16 protein-coding genes are annotated in these 14,797 nt (G+C 51.9%); 10 read left to right on the top strand and 6 right to left on the bottom strand.

Features of this window, described 5'->3' with window-relative positions; translation table 11 throughout:
• From rhlB to F2S13_RS23965, 4 genes are all read left to right on the top strand, one after another.
• Nucleotides 1-968 (top strand): ATP-dependent RNA helicase RhlB (rhlB, locus tag F2S13_RS23980; RefSeq protein ID WP_166365538.1); only part of this gene is annotated, 968 nt, incomplete at its 5' end.
• Between the two features lie 265 nt (nt 969-1,233).
• Nucleotides 1,234-2,184, top strand: a complete 951-nt coding sequence (locus tag F2S13_RS23975; protein ID WP_166365536.1) for an ornithine cyclodeaminase family protein — start codon at nt 1,234-1,236, stop codon at nt 2,182-2,184.
• Between the two features lie 26 nt (nt 2,185-2,210).
• Nucleotides 2,211-3,356, top strand: a complete 1,146-nt coding sequence (locus F2S13_RS23970) for an NAD(P)/FAD-dependent oxidoreductase (RefSeq protein ID WP_166365534.1) — start codon at nt 2,211-2,213, stop codon at nt 3,354-3,356.
• A gap of 74 nt (nt 3,357-3,430) precedes the next feature.
• Nucleotides 3,431-4,057 carry a helix-turn-helix transcriptional regulator gene (locus F2S13_RS23965; protein WP_166365532.1) on the top strand — a complete coding sequence of 209 codons (627 nt, stop codon included), beginning with the start codon at nt 3,431-3,433 and terminating at the stop codon, nt 4,055-4,057.
• Nucleotides 4,058-4,087: 30 nt separating this feature from the next.
• Here the strand turns inward: F2S13_RS23965 and F2S13_RS23960 are convergent, their stop codons facing one another.
• The 4 genes from F2S13_RS23960 to moaC all read right to left on the bottom strand — a co-directional run bounded on the left by F2S13_RS23960 (nt 4,088) and on the right by moaC (nt 6,325).
• Complete coding sequence (locus F2S13_RS23960; protein WP_166365530.1) at nt 4,088-4,864, bottom strand: ABC transporter substrate-binding protein; 777 nt, start codon at nt 4,862-4,864, stop codon at nt 4,088-4,090.
• Nucleotides 4,865-5,148: 284 nt separating this feature from the next.
• Nucleotides 5,149-5,607: a molybdopterin synthase catalytic subunit MoaE gene (moaE, locus tag F2S13_RS23955; protein WP_166365528.1), complete on the bottom strand. Its 459-nt coding sequence runs from the start codon at nt 5,605-5,607 to the stop codon at nt 5,149-5,151.
• Between the two features lie 2 nt (nt 5,608-5,609).
• Nucleotides 5,610-5,855, bottom strand: a complete 246-nt coding sequence (locus F2S13_RS23950; RefSeq protein ID WP_166365526.1) for a MoaD/ThiS family protein — start codon at nt 5,853-5,855, stop codon at nt 5,610-5,612.
• On the bottom strand, nt 5,852-6,325 hold the full coding sequence (gene moaC, locus F2S13_RS23945) for a cyclic pyranopterin monophosphate synthase MoaC (RefSeq protein WP_166365524.1): 474 nt from the start codon (nt 6,323-6,325) through the stop codon (nt 5,852-5,854). Before moaC ends, F2S13_RS23950 begins: the two co-directional genes overlap by 4 nt.
• A 504-nt stretch (nt 6,326-6,829) precedes the next feature.
• On the opposite strand from moaC, the gene F2S13_RS23940 reads away from it, so the two are divergent.
• From F2S13_RS23940 to F2S13_RS23925, 4 genes are read left to right on the top strand one after another with little or no spacing between them, the layout of a single operon-like run.
• Nucleotides 6,830-7,888 carry a hypothetical protein gene (locus F2S13_RS23940; RefSeq protein ID WP_166365523.1) on the top strand — a complete coding sequence of 353 codons (1,059 nt, stop codon included), beginning with the start codon at nt 6,830-6,832 and terminating at the stop codon, nt 7,886-7,888.
• Between the two features lie 10 nt (nt 7,889-7,898).
• A complete protein-coding gene (locus tag F2S13_RS23935) occupies nt 7,899-9,407 on the top strand; it encodes a hypothetical protein (RefSeq protein WP_166365521.1) in 1,509 nt (502 codons plus the stop codon).
• Nucleotides 9,404-9,961, top strand: coding sequence for a hypothetical protein (locus tag F2S13_RS23930; RefSeq protein ID WP_166365519.1), 558 nt, complete (start codon nt 9,404-9,406; stop codon nt 9,959-9,961). Before F2S13_RS23935 ends, F2S13_RS23930 begins: the two co-directional genes overlap by 4 nt.
• A gap of 16 nt (nt 9,962-9,977) precedes the next feature.
• Nucleotides 9,978-11,150, top strand: a complete 1,173-nt coding sequence (locus F2S13_RS23925; protein WP_166365517.1) for an NAD-binding protein — start codon at nt 9,978-9,980, stop codon at nt 11,148-11,150.
• Between the two features lie 107 nt (nt 11,151-11,257).
• Here F2S13_RS23925 and F2S13_RS29510 read toward each other — a convergent pair whose 3' ends face one another.
• Nucleotides 11,258-11,641 carry a hypothetical protein gene (locus tag F2S13_RS29510; RefSeq protein ID WP_246237988.1) on the bottom strand — a complete coding sequence of 128 codons (384 nt, stop codon included), beginning with the start codon at nt 11,639-11,641 and terminating at the stop codon, nt 11,258-11,260.
• Nucleotides 11,642-11,657: 16 nt separating this feature from the next.
• Between F2S13_RS29510 and F2S13_RS23920 the strand changes: the two genes are divergently transcribed.
• Nucleotides 11,658-12,518, top strand: a complete 861-nt coding sequence (locus F2S13_RS23920; protein WP_246237987.1) for an MATE family efflux transporter — start codon at nt 11,658-11,660, stop codon at nt 12,516-12,518.
• Nucleotides 12,519-12,578: 60 nt separating this feature from the next.
• On the top strand, nt 12,579-13,022 hold the full coding sequence (locus tag F2S13_RS23915; RefSeq protein WP_166365513.1) for an HIT family protein: 444 nt from the start codon (nt 12,579-12,581) through the stop codon (nt 13,020-13,022).
• Between the two features lie 271 nt (nt 13,023-13,293).
• Here the strand turns inward: F2S13_RS23915 and F2S13_RS23910 are convergent, their stop codons facing one another.
• Nucleotides 13,294-14,688, bottom strand: a complete 1,395-nt coding sequence (locus F2S13_RS23910; RefSeq protein WP_166365511.1) for a PhoH family protein — start codon at nt 14,686-14,688, stop codon at nt 13,294-13,296.
• Nucleotides 14,689-14,797: the final 109 nt, after the last annotated feature.

Here is a 14,797-nt window from a genome sequence, read left to right as displayed (position 1 = left end):
CCAAGGAACGCTTCATGGGCGAGCCACGGGCCCTGATCATCGCACCGACCCGCGAACTGGTCGTACAGATCGCCAAGGACGCCGCAGCCCTGACCAAGTACAGCGGGCTCAACGTCATGACCTTCGTTGGCGGCATGGACTTCGACAAGCAGCTCAAGCAGCTCGAATCCCGCTTCTGCGACATCCTCGTAGCCACCCCTGGCCGCCTGCTGGACTTCAACCAGCGCGGTGACGTGCACCTGGACATGGTCGAAGTGATGGTCCTGGACGAAGCCGACCGCATGCTCGACATGGGCTTCATCCCGCAGGTACGCCAGATCATTCGCCAGACCCCACCGAAAAGCGAACGCCAGACCCTGCTGTTCTCGGCCACCTTCACCGAAGACGTGATGAACCTGGCCAAGCAGTGGACGACGGACCCGGCGATCGTCGAGATCGAGCCGGAGAACGTCGCCAGCGAGACAGTCGAGCAGCACGTCTACGCCGTGGCCGGCAGCGACAAGTACAAGCTGTTGTACAACCTGGTGACCATCAACAAATGGGAACGGGTCATCGTCTTCGCCAACCGCAAGGACGAAGTCCGCCGCATCGAAGAGCGCCTGGTGCGCGACGGCGTCAACGCCGCGCAACTATCGGGCGATGTTCCGCAGCACAAGCGGATCAAGACCCTGGAGAACTTCCGCGAAGGTCGCATCACCGTATTGGTGGCAACCGACGTGGCCGGCCGCGGGATTCACATCGAAGGCATCAGCCATGTGATCAACTTCACCCTGCCGGAAGATCCCGACGATTACGTGCACCGCATCGGCCGGACCGGTCGTGCCGGCACCAGCGGCGTGTCGATCAGCTTTGCCGGCGAGGATGACTCCTACCAGCTGCCGTCGATCGAGGCCCTGCTGGGGCGCAAGATCAACTGCGAAACGCCGCCGACTGAATTGCTCAAGCCGGTACAGCGTAAGCATCATTGATTTGACGGGTTCACACCGTCTGTAGCCGCTGCCGCAGGCTGCGCTCGACCGCAAAGCGGGCGCAAGATTTCGGATCGAATGAAGGTCCTGCGGACCTTGGCGCAGCCTGCGGCAGCGGCTACAGAGTGATCTGCAACGCAAGAGAATGGTTCAAAACACCAAAAGCGCACCCTCTCCACAGGCTGCGCTTTTTTTACGCCCGCGATCTTGCTCGACAGAACTAAAAGTCCATAATAGACAAATTAGTTTATAAGAGGAGTCCAGCATGTCCGCGCCTTACGTGATCGACCAACAACACGCCCGCACACTTCTGGCCCGGCTGGACGTCCCGCAGATCCTGCGCAAGCTGTTCCGCGACCTGGCCGCAGGCCAGGCTGTGCAGCCACCCCAGCAACTGGTCGAGTTCCCCCAGGGCGCGGGAGACTTCATCAACTACGGCGGCGTGCTGGCAGAAGAGCGCGTCTACGGGGTCAAGACCTCGCCCTATATCGTGCGCAGCCAAGGCGCCCTGGTGACCGCCTGGACCTTGCTGATGTCCATGGACAGCGGCCAACCCCTGCTGCTCTGCGATGCCGGTGAACTGACCACCGCCCGCACTGCCGCCACCACCGCCGTGGCCGTCGATGCCCTGGCCCCGGACGCAGCCAGGCGCCTGACCATCATCGGCAGCGGCCCCATCGCCCGCGCGCACCTGCACTATGTCAAAGGCCTGCGCAGCTGGGCGGACATTCGCATCTACTCGCCGGCCCTGGCCAATAAAGACGCCGCAGCCCATGCCCTGTTGAAACAACTCGATCCACGCCTGGAAATCGTCAGCGACCTGCAACACGCGCTGGTCGATGCCGACGTGATCATGCTCTGCACCTCTTCCGCCGCCCCGGTCATCGACCCGGCCAGCCTGAGCAAGCCGGCGCTGATCACTTCCATCAGCACCAACGCCCCGCGCGCCCATGAAGTGCCACCGCAGGCATTGAACGACATGGCGGTGTACTGCGACTATCGCCGCACCACCCCAGGCTCGGCCGGGGAGATGCTGATCGCCAGTGAGCAATTCCACTGGCAGCAAGAAGCGATAGTCGGTGACCTGCCGGAGCTGCTGAGCGGCAAGGCGCCGCGCCCCGACTACCAACGCCATGCGTTCTTCCGCTCGATCGGCCTGGGCCTGGAAGACATCGCCCTGGCCAACGCGCTCTACCGTCTGCAACACGCCGGTTAACCCTCACGCCAAGCAGGAGGACTTCAATGCAACAGGCTGACTACATCATCATCGGCGGCGGTATCGCCGGGGCTTCCACCGGTTTCTGGCTGTCGCAGCAGGCACGCGTCATCGTGCTCGAGCGCGAATCACACCCGGGCTATCACTCCACCGGTCGCTCCGCAGCCCTCTACACCGCGGCCTACGGCACGCCGCAGGTGCGCGCCCTGACCCTGGCCAGCCGGGCGTTTTTCGACGCACCACCCGAAGGCTTCGCCGAACACCCGCTGCTGACCCCACGCGGGGAAATGACCGTGGACTTCAACGGTGACCCCGAAGAGCTGCAGCGTCAGTATGAAAGCGCCAAAGCCAGCGTCCCGGAGATGGAACTGCTCAGCGCCGCGCAAGCCTGCGCACGCCTGCCGATCCTGCGCGCAGAAAAGGTCCATGGCGCGCTGTACGACCCCAGCGCCAGCGATATCGATACCGACGCCCTGCACCAGGGCTACCTGCGCGGTATCCGACGCAATCAGGGCCAGATTCATACCGATAGCGAAGTGGTACGCCTGGAGCGCACTCCCGAGGGGCTCTGGCACGTACACACGGCCAACGCCGTTTACAGCGCACCGGTGCTGATCAACGCCGCCGGCGCCTGGGCCGATACCATTGGCGAGCTCGCCGGTGCAACGCCGCTGGGCCTGCAACCGAAACGCCGCGCGGCTTTCATCTTCGCCCCGCCGGAAGGCCTGGACATCCATCACTGGCCAATGCTGGTGAGCCTGGATGAATCCTTCTACATGAAACCCGATGCCGGCATGTTCCTGGGCTCGCCGGCCAATGCCGACCCGGTCGCGCCCCATGACGTCCAGCCCGAAGAGCTGGACATCGCCATGGGCATCTACCAGATCGAAGAAGCCACGACCCTCAGCATCCGCCGCCCGACACGCACCTGGGCCGGCCTGCGTAGCTTCGTCGGCGACGGCGACCTGGTGTCCGGTTTCGACCCCAGGGTGCCCGGCCTGTACTGGGTTGCCGCACAAGGCGGTTACGGTATCCAGACCTCGGCGGCCATGGGCCAGGCCAGTGCCGCACTGGTTCAGGGTCAGGCGCTGTCGGAACACCTGCGTTCGTTCGGCCTGAGTGCTGAAATGCTTTCGCCGAAACGCCTGGAACATTCGCGCGTCGACGGATGACGCGCGCCAGCGATTGCGGCACACTCGCAGCGCCCCGCCACGCCGGGGCGCTGACGCCGTCTGGAGAATTACCCATGAGCCCATCCCGTCCCGATCCTGCCCTGGATAATTACCGGGCGATTGCCGATGCCATCGCCACACTGTTCTTCCCCCACGCCGAAGTCGTATTACACGACCTGCGCACGCAGAAGATCGACTACATCGCCAACAATATTTCCAAGCGGGAAGTGGGCGATGACGCGGCGCTCGAAGACATGCTCAGCGATGAAATCACCGAACGGAACATCGGCCCCTACGAGAAGCTCAACTGGGATGGCCAGAAGATCCGCTCGCTCAGCAGCGTATTACGTGATGCCGATGGCGCACCAGTGGCGGTGTTGTGCATCAATTTGAATATTTCGCTGTTCGAGAATGCCAAGGCGGCGCTGGACCTCTTTCTCTCGCCGAGCAAGCTGATCCCGCAGCCCGATGCGCTGTTTCGCGACGACTGGCAGGAACGGATCAATACCTTTCTGCACAACTGGTTGCGCCAACGCCAGTTGGGCCTGAACCTGCTGACGCGCGAGCACAAGCGCGAGCTGGTGCTCGCCTTGCACGCCGAAGGCGCATTCAAGGGCAAGAGCGCGGCCAACTATGTGGCCAATGTGCTGGGGATGGGCAGAGCGACGGTGTACAAACACCTGAAGGAACTCAAGGCCTGACGTAGCGTCAGGCCTTGAATCCGGCGGCAATCAGTCGCCGTAAATATCCGTTTTGAAGTACTTGGACTGGATCTTCTGGTATTCCCCATTGGCGCGGATTGCGTCGATGGCATTGTTAAGCTGGGTCACCAGTTCCGTATTACCCTTCTTGACTGCGATCCCGGCGCCCTCACCCACGTATTTCGGGTCCTTCAGCTCCGGACCAACGAAGGCATAATCCGCACCTCGCGGCATCGACAGAAAGTCATCCAGCGGGATGGTGTCGGCGAAAATGGCATCCACACGCCCGGACGCCAGGTCCATGTAGATTTCTTCGTTATTGCTGTAGCGCGCGATCTTGACGCCCTTGGGCTCCAGCACTTCCGTGGCATAGCGGTCCGTGGTGGTGGAGCGCTGCACGCCGATGGTCTTGCCCTTGAGGCTTTCGTACTGATCATCGATCACAGCGCCTTTCTTCATCACGAACCGCGATGAGGTGAAGTAGTACTTGTGAGTGAAGTCCACCGACTTCTTGCGGTCGTCGGTAATGGTCATCGATGACAACGCGGCGTCGATTTTCTTCACTTTGAGCGAAGGGATCAGGCCGTCGAACTCGACCTCGTTCCACTGGCACTTGACCTTCATCTGCGCGCAGAGGGCATTGCCGATGTCGTAGTCGAAGCCAACGATCTCGCCTTTGTCATTCTTGGAAGCGAACGGTGGGTAAGCGGCTTCAATGCCAATACGCAGCGTCTGCTCAGCGGCGAACAAACTGCTGGAGGCCAACAGGCTCAGGGCCAGACCGCTGATCAGGGTGAACTTCTTCATGATGGGTCTCTCTCGCTCGTTATTGGAGGTGTGTTGCAAGACAGAAGAAAGTGGAGGCGTGGACGTGCCTGGAATTATTTTGTACTGATAATTCCATCTTGGACTTTTATGTATTGGTCGTCAATCACCAGCGCGTGTTGCCACGCACGATCCCTGTAGCCGCTGCCGCAGGCTGCGCTGGAGTCCCGCAGGGGCTCCTCGGCGATCTTGAGATCTTGCGCCCGCTTCGCGCGCGAGCGCAGCCGTGCGGCAGCGGCTACATGAAATCGTGCTCGACGGGGGGATCAGGAAGGCTTATCCCACCGATCTGCCGCCGCATGATCACTGTCCCGCCCCTCCACCCAGCGCGGCCCATCCTGGGTATTTTCCTTCTTCCAGAACGGCGCACGGGTCTTGAGGTAGTCCATGACGAAGTTGCAGGCGTCGAACGCCGCCTGGCGGTGGGCGCTGGCCACGCCCACGAATACGATCGGCTCGCCCGGTTCCAGGGCGCCGATGCGGTGCAGCACCTCGAGCTTGAGCAACGGCCAGCGCTGCTGGGCTTCTGCGGCGATCTTGGCCAATGCCTTTTCGGTCATGCCCGGGTAGTGCTCGAGGAACATCCCGGCCACTTCCCGGCCATCGTTGAAATCGCGCACATAACCGACGAACCCCACCACTGCCCCGACGCCGACATTGGCGTCATGCAGTGCGTTGAGCTCGACACCTGGATCGAAGGCTGCCGCTTGCACCCGGATTGCCATGCTCAGCCTCCGGTCACGGTGGGGAAGAACGCCACTTCGTCGCCGTCGGCCAAGGGCTCGCCCAATTGGCACAGGTCCTGATTGCGCGCGCACATCAGGTTCTGTTCGCCCAGCACCTCAAAGGCGCCAGCGCGCTCGAGCAAATGCAGGCGCAGATGATCGACCGTGGCAAAGCTGCCTTCGACCACCTCGCCATCACGGCCGAGCGCCTCACGATAACGGGCAAAATACTGAACATTCAGTTTCATGGTGCGTCCGCCTGGTAATGACCACTCTTGCCGCCCTGCTTCTCCAGCACCCGCACGCTTTCGATGGTCATGCCACGGTCCACGGCCTTGCACATGTCGTAGATCGTCAGCGCAGCCACGCTGGCCGCCGTGAGGGCTTCCATTTCCACGCCGGTCTGCCCGGCCAGCTTGCAACGGGCGACGATATGCACGGTGTCGGTGCCTTCGGCCGAAAGCTCGACCTTGACGCTGGTGAGCATCAACGGATGGCACAGTGGGATGAGGTCGCTGGTTTTCTTCGCCGCCTGAATCCCTGCAATCCGCGCCACGGCGAAGACGTCACCCTTGGGGTGTTCGCCATCGACGATCATCTGCAGGGTTTGCGGGAGCATGCGTATACGCGCTTCGGCCACGGCTTCGCGGAACGTCACGGCTTTATCGGTGACGTCGACCATGTTGGCGCGACCTTGGGAATCGAGATGAGTCAGCACAGCCTTACTCCTGATCAGGAGAGGCGATTGTAAACCCGTGGGTCAGTTTTTCGCACCATCAATGTAGTGCTGGACGAACGTTGCAAAAGGCTGGGTGGAGGATCAGAAAATGCCTCGATAACCGGCTTCTCATCAAAATTCGCCAGGGCTATATCGAAAGGTTTGAACCTCTTTAAGCGAGGATTCAGCATGAATAAGTAACCAAATTTTTCGAAAAATAAAAATACCTCCATTTTATTTAACAGTCGCGCAAAAACAGGCATAGCCTCAACCCAATGAAAAATAACAATTAATTATATACAACCACAAAACCTTTTATGCCCTCCGAAAAAACCGTAAGAGACATCTTACAAATTACTTATTGACCCCACTTATCCAGACACTAACCTACCTACGTTCACCCCACGCCAACACGACACCAGCAATAACAAAATCAAAACTCGCATTTAAACAATTTAGATTCAGCAGGTCAAAAATCAAGAAAACCACAAAAGGACATTCTCAATGAAAAGCCACATATTGATAAAAACAACGACAGCAAAAATAAACAAAGACGAAATTTCAATACTGGATGAATCGATAAAAATACCAACACAAAATATAGTTCAGAACGTACACCTCAACAGCAATAGTGTGCTCATCGTTTCAGGGACTCTGATTGAGGGAATAGGCACTATCCATTCGGACATTGATTGCATAGTGCTTTGCGAAGAAAGACCAAAAGCTGACGACGTCGCACACCAAGGTCATGCATTGGTGACTGATATCAACTATCACTTCCTCAGCAAAAACGACGAGGTTCACAATACGACCGATTTTTACGGAGTCGAAGGCCTGCATATCGATACAGATTATATAACATTTGGCGAAGTAGACGATGTCATTCTGAAAATTGAAAAAACCTTTCATGAGATCGTATCCGATCAACGATTTCTCTACAGCCCAGCTTTACTGGAAAGAGAAAACAATATAATTCATCGCACGCTAACTGGCTGCGCACTTGTAAACCAGTCAAGATTTCACGATTTCAAATCAAGGATACCCGTCGAGAAACATCTATATGTAGCCCACCGCGAAAAACTTCCCGTATTTTATGCATTTCAAGACATTCAAGGATGTTGGCAGTCGGGAAATTTATGGATGGGATGCGAAATAGCCAGAGACTTAATGCTAAAAACGACCATGAGCTTTACGTACCTTACTGGCATAACGAACAAACACCCAAAATGGATTTACTCCAACCTGTTCAGAATCCAAGGCTTCGATCACATAAAAAGCACCTTCTACAGCCTGGCCCGAAAGGGAGCTGTCACAGAGATTGAGTGTCGTCGATTCATAGAGGAAACGCTTGATTATATAGATGCCGTATTCATCGCCATGCAAGGACTGCTACAAAAGTGCGAAATCTACCCATCCCTGCAAGAATCGTTAAACGCCTTGAATCATGAGTTCGATAGCCGAAAGCACACAGAGCATAAAATCTCAACCTGCGAATATTATTTCAGAAAAAAATATTTCGCCGCTGAAGACACTCCCTCCCTTAACAGCTTGTTAAAAGAGTGAGAGTAAGAGAATGAATAAAAATCGCGACGCCAAAAAAACAACCATGATGGCCGTCAATGTTGGAAGCTCTTCAATCAAGACAGCTATTTTCTACAATAGCAATCGAATTGATGTCAATCTCAACTTCATAGGTCTATCTACCCAAACAATGAAAGTCAAATACAGCCCAGACCTTGAAATCGGCCAAGAGCTGTACACATTAGACATTGGTGAAAATCTAGCCAAAGCAGCGATGGCAGTGCTGGACAAAATCAATAAAACCATATTTAAAATTAAATGGCCGACGCCAGAAAAAATTGGTCATCGTGTAAAATTCGCAGGATTTGGATTACCTGCGCAACAAGCAACAGAATTTCAAGAGCACATTTTGGAGTTCAATGACTATCTAAGCTCGAGACACAACAGTCTGTGCCTGGAGGTTATCCAGGAGGCCAAACGATGCTTTCCACAAGCCACCCAAATAATAGTGAGAGACCAAGCCGTTAACGATCTCTCATTGCACACACCGAAAAGAATACCTTTCGAAGAACTACATATAAATAGATACGGCTTAATAGCAAGCGGCTTTCATGGCCTTGCTGTAAAGGCATGCCTAGAAGAAATAGGTAAAACCTGTGACACTCAACACTTTAACGGAGTTATCTGTCAGATTGGCTCTGGTGTTAGCGTGTCTGCATTCGTGGATGGCAAGGTTGTATTCAACACTATGCAATTCGCAGCTTGTGATGGACCCATTATGCATAACAGATCCGGGACTCAACCCCCTGGACTGACATTAAGAATGCTTAAATATGGACTAGACCCAAACATGCTGTCTCACATTCTCAACAGAAAAAGTGGGATATATGGATTAGCAAATATTCCTCACGACGACAGCATAACGGTAGAGAGCATATTAAGCGACAAACAGTTCCTCATCGAAAAAGATGCCTACTTACGCTCCATCGCAACAGAAATTTTCAAGGCCGTATCTTTCGCACCTGACGTATCCACCTTCATTTTTTCAGGAGGATTAGCGACAAAACATAAATGGCTAGCTTCTGAATTACTGTTCATGGCTAAAGTCATTAGCAGAGAGACAAAGTCCCGTTTGACTCACACTCACGAAAATCAAGCTGATGGCATCAACATAATATTCATTGATATAGATGAGCAAAACTCAATCATCTCTGAAATCACTCACCTTCCAGATCATAACCCAAGCATTAATTTTTCCAATGGCATTTGCGAAGTCCCAGGAACTTCTGTCGGAGTTATCAAGGAGGGGGTTGACGGTTGGAGAAAAGGACATATCAGCCTAAATTTTGAGGACACAGCATTTAGCTTTGACGAAAAAAATACCCCAGAAGCGTACATATTTTCAGGAAATGATAAAGGGACGTTTTTCATTAGATCTCTATTTGCACGCTCAATGAAAATACCATCGATATTTATAAATAACAAAGATCTTGATCCGCAAACAATCCTCGACAAAAAAATTTACCTGGACACACCCACGAGAACGGCCATCGAATTATGAAAGACGACCTTGACTCTTTCTTTGCAGAATTTCAAAAAACGCAGAACCCTTGGAGCGCAATCTACCAAAACTGCTTATCCATTCAGGAAAAATACAAGCCACAGCTAGAGCGTAACGACTACACGCTCAATGCAAACAAAATAATTACACATTACAAAAACGGTCTGTCCACTAGTGCAGCCGCATGGTGCGTCATTACGCTTTGCCAACTAAAAAAAGAAATACTCGACACCAGCGACATCACCATTAAAAGCGCCAACAATCAAAACCCTCTAGAGAGAGACCTGTTAATTGCACTGAATCTACCGGGCGAACACTTGGGTGAACGCGACATCATCTGGCAATCACTCCGCAATGATTTTTCTTTCAACACATCCGGCAACCTCGATCAAAAATTTCTTCAGGCGTTGCAAAGCTGCCCTAACGAAACTCACGATAACTCCAACCCCCTAAATAAAATAAAAAGACAATCATCGCTTTACTATGAATTATTTTCTCTATTTACCCACTTAATACAAAGCAAACATAGCCCCGACAGGGATATGCAACCTTGATAAGGAGACGAACGCCATGAATAACTATGAAACCTTTCCAGAAAGCCCATTCACACCAGAAAAGTTAACCTATTTGAACGCCCACAAAATAGCGGAAAAAATCTATAAGAAGATATTGACTTCTCATGAAGCCAAAAATCCAAAGCCACTGAATAACTGCTTGATTTTTTGTCTTTCGCACCTATCAACAACGGTTAACCTAAGTATTTTAAATTACTGGATGAGCCTTTTCGACGGCCTTTATTTAATCCCCAAAAGAAACTCGCTTAATGCAAATCTACTTAAACACATAAACGACCCAACTCGCATTATAACACCTCGAAAAAGAAGTGAATTCGGCAAGACCATTCAAGAAATAATGGACATCACATCAAATACTGACCTCCCAATCATCATACTTGATATCGGTGGCTATTTTTCGCCCTACATAGACAGTATGTCAAACACATTAAACAACCGATTGGTATTGGTGCTTGAAGATACCGCGAACGGTCACAAAAAATATCAAAACACTAATTTTTTCAAGAGCAGTACAAAATTTAAATCCGTCGCATACGACACTTACAAAATGGCGGAGAACGTCATGGTTGCCAATATTATTTTAGCGCATGCCCCTGACTACATATCGAACTGGTCGAACTGCAATGCCGTGCTGGTCATTGGATATGGGCGAATAGGTCGATCTCTATGTTTTGCATTAAGAGAGCGAGGATGGAAGAAGATCACAGTTGTCGAAACAGCTAAAGCACGTCTGTTCATGGCAAAAATGGAAGGGTTTCATACTGTTTCTCGCCTTGAATTAAAACAGTATAACAACCATTTCGAGTATTGCTTTTCCATGTCTGGGCATTTTGGAGTTACCGAGGATGTGTTTAATTCGATGCGGCACAATGGATACATTTCAGTTGTCACTTCTTATGATGATGAGTTCGAAGAACCACTAAAAAAGAATTTTGAGAGCGGTGACGGTTCGACTCTTATCATACGCGACAAGAAAGTGAATATTGTAAACAGCGGACGCCCCGTCAACTTGTCAAGCAATGCCGCATTTGACCCTAGGAACTTATCACTCCACTTTATATTTGGAAAATTATTTTCAACAATCCTAATTTCTCTCGGGTGGACCTTGTCAAAAAATTGGGAAGACGAAGCATACCCCACCATTATTAGCGAAAGCCAACAACGTTAAGCAACAAAAGGACATGGCGTGAACATTGTCAGAACATCCACATTTCTAGTGACATCCAGATTAGGCGAAATGACATCATCGCTTATATATTTTTCTTTTGTCGGGCATTACATCATTGAATCATTAGGTGATGCTTCACTAGCATGGGCTGTAGTGTCTTCTTTCACTGTTCTCGGAATTGGATACTTTTCATTTCTGTTGGTGAATGTATCCCGATCAACCGACATCTCATCCGAACGAATTTCTTCTGACTTAATCACTTCATTCCGGCATGCCATTTTTTTTGGATCGCTCATAATTTTTTGTTTACTTGCATACACCCTATACGCCTCTAGATTGTTTTCAATTAACAACGACAGCACCCAGGGACTAAAATTAATTCTATCGCTTTCACTTTCCATTCCCGCCATATATATCCAAATTGTTATTTTCAACTTCTTTAACGCCCAGACAAAAGCTGGGCACGAGGTCGTATATACCTGGTTATTCAACACCGCTCTTATCGGAATGTCCGTATTTTTCCTCACACACCAAAGGAGCCTCGACATATTTAATTTTGTTTTTGCATACGTCATTATTAGATGGATTTTTACCATCCTGGCATTTTTCTATCTTTTCCGACGCATCGCTCTTTATAAGCAACTTCACTTATTTAAACCAATTACTAAAAACGAGCACATAAACTATCTTTCAAAAGGACTCCCCCTGGCATTATGTTTTGGCGCCGAAAGTATTTCATTTCTAATTTTCTCTTTCGTTTCCAAGGGTATAGGTGGAGAAAATTTGCCTGCTTATCAAGCTTGCCTGCACTTTCTTAGCATCATATACATGGTATCAATTGGAGTAGCAAACGCCACAGGTATCATTTCCGCAAAACACTATGATACCGATATAAATCTTTTCAAGCAGACATATTGGAGAGGCATCATATTTGGACTTGCTTTATTAACCCCGTGCTTGCTAGCGTGCTATTTCTTTAAATCCGAAATCTCCCTACTCTACACATCCAACGAAGCGACCCGGCGATTAATCGAAAGCAGCCTTATCATTTCCATTCCTTTTTTGATTTTTGAGTATATTTACATTGTCACTCGTTCCACGTTGAGAGGTATAGGAGATTTCTGGGTTCCTACGCTATTTACTATTTTCTCGCTGAACATCTTCGGCATATCCACCTCAATACTATTATTGTCTAATTTTGAATATAGCTTACGCTCAATATTTTTAAGCTTTACAACTTCCTCTTTGCTTTTGATGTTTTTTTTACTTTTCAGGCTAAGGAAGATTTTAATTCAGCACGTTGCATTTTTTGATTCAGACTCGCGAGCAGTCAACCCAGTCCCGAAAAAAGCCGGGATCGTTGAATAATTTCTCCTTTACAACTGAACGATTTTCGAAAATCCAGGCAAGGCACATGGGAGGTTAGTCATGTCCGCTATGACAATTTATTCGGGGAAACACATCGTAATCTCTCACTGCCTTGACTGTGAAATTCCTGGCTACATGATTATTTCACTTCAACGGACAACATCTAAACTCGCGGAATTCAGTTCGGCGGAAAGTGCTGAACTGATGAATGGTTTAGCGTTTGCGGAGCAAGCCCTAAACACGCTATTTGTTCCTGAAAAAATATACATAATGCGTATTTCAGAGCTCAACCCTGAGCTGCACTTTCATATTTTCCCCAGGTATGCATCCGTGACCAAATTATATCTAGCAGAACACAACGATCGTATTATTGACGGTCCGTTCTTTTTCAGCTGGGCGCGAAAAATGTTCAGTAGCTCACAGACAAAGCCGACCCGAGAGGTATTGGACGCTCAATCAATACTAAAGGAAACCTTCAAGGCTTATTTTTCGCAGCCCCTATAATCAAGAAACGGCGCAGTTGTGTAGATCTGCCATAGGGCAGGAAATACGTTGCGACGATGAGTGCGTAGGCTGCGCCACGGAGTCCGCTTGAGTGGAGGACACTACTTCGCTGCAGGCTTGGTTATCGTCCGCTTTCGCCTCATGCAGGGTAGAAACACATAAATTGGTATCAGGTCAGCGTCGCTACGCATGATTGACGCATCGAGACGCGGGCCTTTACGTCGCATAATAAAAAACGGGCGACCTTATGGTCGCCCGGTCTGGGTGAAAGTTACAAGTTGGCTTCGGCGTACTCGGCCAGGATCGACCGTGGCACCCCTTGCAGGGTGATGTGCACGCCGTTGGGGAAGTCCTTGAAGCGCTCGGTCAGGTAGGTCAGGCCCGAGCTGGTCGCGGACAGGTAAGGGGTATCGATCTGCGCCAGGTTACCCAGGCAGATCACTTTGGAACCGGCGCCGGCACGGGTGATGATGGTTTTCATCTGGTGCGGCGTAAGGTTCTGGCACTCGTCGATCAGGATCAGGCTCTGCTGGAAACTGCGACCGCGAATGTAGTTCAGGGATTTGAACTGCAGCGGCACCTTGCTGAGGATGTAGTCGACACTGCCGTGGGTGCTTTCATCATCCATGTGCAGGGCTTCGAGGTTGTCGGTGATGGCGCCGAGCCATGGCTCCATTTTCTCGGCTTCGGTCCCTGGCAGGAAACCGATTTCCTGATCCAGGCCCTGCACGCTACGGGTAGCGATAATACGCCGGTAGCGTTTGCTGACCATGGTCTGCTCGATGGCCGCGGCCAGGGCCAGGATGGTCTTGCCCGAACCTGCCGCACCCGACAGGTTGACCAGGTGGATATCCGGGTCGAGCAGCGCGAACAGGGCCAGGCTCTGGTAGATGTCCCGTGGCTTCAGGCCCCAGGCTTCCTGGTGCAGCAGGGGTTCCTGGTGCAGGTCGAGCAGTATCAGTTCCTTGCCTTCGATCCCTTTGATCCAGCCGACGAAGCCTTGTTCATCGATGATGAATTCGTTGATGTGGACGGCCGGCAGGTTGTCGATCAACTGCACCCGGTGCCAGGTGCGGCCATGGTCCTGGCGGGTATCGACGGTGCTGACCCGGTCCCAGAAGGAACCGGTGACGTTGTGATATCCACGTGACAGCAGGGAAACGTCATCGACCAGTTGGTCGGTGCTGTAGTCTTCGGCTTCGATCCCGCAGGCACGCGCCTTGAGGCGCATATTGATGTCTTTGGTGACCAGCACCACGTTCAAGTCCGGGTTGCTGGTGTGCAGGTCGACCAACTGGTTGATGATGATGTTGTCGTTGAGATTATCGGGCAACAGCTTGTTGGGCTCTGTCCGGCGGCTCATGAGTATCGACAGCAGCCCCTTGGGGCCGCTCTTGCCACGCTGAATCGGTACGCCTTGTTCGACATCGCCAGGCGTGGCGTCGCCCAGTGTCTGGTCGATCAGGCGGATGGCCTGACGGCATTCAGCAGCGACGGAGTGCTTGCCATCCTTGAGCTTGTCGAGTTCCTCCAGCACCGTCATCGGGATCGTGACATGGTGCTCCTCGAAGTTCAGCAACGCGTTTGGATCGTGTATCAGTACGTTGGTATCGAGCACGTAAAGGATAGGCTGGTCGGAAGAAGCGGTACGTCCTTGATCATCCATACTCGGTCACCTTTGTGGGAGCCAGGCGACGCAATACCAGAGCAGTGCTGCGCCGCGAAGTGGCCGCCTACCTCACGATCCGCTTGTGACGGATCGAGGCTGCGAACAA

It is taken from the genome of Pseudomonas akapageensis (genome assembly GCF_011355085.1).
Lineage (GTDB): Bacteria > Pseudomonadota > Gammaproteobacteria > Pseudomonadales > Pseudomonadaceae > Aquipseudomonas > Aquipseudomonas akapageensis.
This window is presented reverse-complemented; position numbering and strand designations above follow the sequence as displayed.